General features: G+C 39.9%; 2 protein-coding genes and 2 pseudogenes. All 4 read left to right on the forward strand.

Annotated features, from left to right (window positions below; translation table 11 throughout):
* A partial coding sequence (locus ARSQ2_RS01925) for an IS630 transposase-related protein (protein ID WP_238334246.1) occupies positions 1 to 403 on the forward strand: 403 nt, incomplete at its 5' end.
* Positions 330 to 746, forward strand: a pseudogene (locus ARSQ2_RS01930) (IS630 family transposase); the annotation flags it as partial. The gene ARSQ2_RS01925 and the pseudogene ARSQ2_RS01930, both read left to right, overlap by 74 nt.
* A 198-nt stretch (positions 747 to 944) precedes the next feature.
* Positions 945 to 1,193 (forward strand): hypothetical protein, encoded by a 249-nt coding sequence (locus tag ARSQ2_RS01935; protein ID WP_238334247.1) that lies wholly within the window; start codon positions 945 to 947, stop codon positions 1,191 to 1,193.
* A 200-nt stretch (positions 1,194 to 1,393) separates the two neighbouring features.
* Positions 1,394 to 1,585, forward strand: a pseudogene (locus ARSQ2_RS01940) (DNA methyltransferase); the annotation flags it as partial.
* Between the last annotated feature and the right edge of the window lie 122 nt (positions 1,586 to 1,707).

Here is a 1,707-nt window from a genome sequence, read left to right on the forward strand (position 1 = left end):
AGATATAGCTAAGCGACTTAATTTTGATGACATTATTTATATGAGCTATTCAATTGATTTTAGACGTAAAGTGATATTTACGATGGAAGAAGAAGGGTTGAGTATCCGAGAAACAGCGAAGCAATTTCGGATTGGCTCTGCATCTGTATCGCGTTGGATTAATCAAATAGAGCCAAAAGCATCGACTACGCGTCAGCGAAAAATCGATAAATCCGAGTTGATAAAAGATGTTGAACAATATCCAGATGCTTACCAAAAAGAGCGTGCAGAGCGTTTTGGCGTTTGTCAGAAGGCCATTTGGCAAGCTCTTAAAAAAATGGGATTGACCTATAAAAAACTCTACGTCATCCGAAAGCCGACGAAAACACTCGACAAACGTTTCAACAAAAAAACAACAGTATGAAAAAGAAGGCAAGCATATTGTTTTTATTGATGAAAGTGGTTTTTCACACGATACCCCGCGGACTCACGGCTATTCCCCGAAAGGTCAACGGTGTGTTGGTCTCAAGAACTGGGGAGCTAAAGGAAGAACAAATGTTATCGGCGCTTTATTGGGCACAACGCTGTTTGCTATCGGATTATTTGATATCAATATTAACAGCGATGTTTTCTATGCATGGGTCACCCAAGTCCTTATCCCAGTACTTCCTAAAAACAGTGTAATCATGATGGATAATGCAACTTTTCACAAGAAACAGAGTATTCAACAAGTCATCATCGATGCGGGGCATATGGTGGAATATTTACCTACCTATTCGCCAGATCTTAATCCAATTGAACATAAATGGGCACAAGCTAAATGCAAAAAAAGAGCGCTCGAATGCGACACAGATATTTTGTTCGCACTCAATATGGTATAATCAAAATTAAGTCGCTTAGCTATAATACTCTTAGATAAGCTCAATCAACTTAATCTGGATGATTGTGCAGATGAGTGCGAAGATTTGCACGACATGGCAGAAAAACTTTATCTTAATTTAAAAAAACACTGGAAAGATGATGACTCACTCCTATTATTTTCACAGAAAAATAAGCAAAAGATTGTAGCTACTCATAAAAATAAGGATGTCGCCGCTAATGGGGGCTCCGCTTATGTTTTCCTACCGGATATTAGAAACCCATTGAAAAAAGCGTATCGCTTAAATAAATTGAATTCCGCCTGGAAATCAGATTTATCCATCGCATTAATTTGAAATTTGCAGGATTTCCCTTACTGCCCGATGCCAGCTTGTTATACGCCCATTTTTAGGGGACGGCAAGCTGGCATCGGGCAGTAAGGAAACGGTGACATGGGTCACCTCCTGCTGTCCCACTAAATACGAGACACAGCACAGTCCCGATTTATATAGCTAAGCGACTAAATAATGTCATCAAAATTAAGTCGCTTAGCTATAGTTTACAACTGCTCATAGAGTCTTTTACGCAGCCTAACGCAATTGTACTCGATCCGTTTTCTGGTTCTGGCTCTACCTGTATCGCTGCTGAGCTTTGAGGACGGCGTTATATTGGTATTGAACTTCTTGCTGAATATCATGCGATTGGTCAACAACGTATTGCCGCTTTGCGTGCTCGGCGAGTTGCTTAAAGAGAAAAGAAAGGACGATCTATCCGCCCAGTTATTTTATTATTTATCTTTTCGTGGTTTATTTCTTTTAAAATCCGCAAGGCTAATGACGGGCGCTTTCTTTTTTTGCGCGGTTTTATAGC

It is taken from the genome of Arsenophonus endosymbiont of Bemisia tabaci Q2 (genome assembly GCF_902713415.1).
GTDB lineage: Bacteria > Pseudomonadota > Gammaproteobacteria > Enterobacterales > Enterobacteriaceae > Arsenophonus.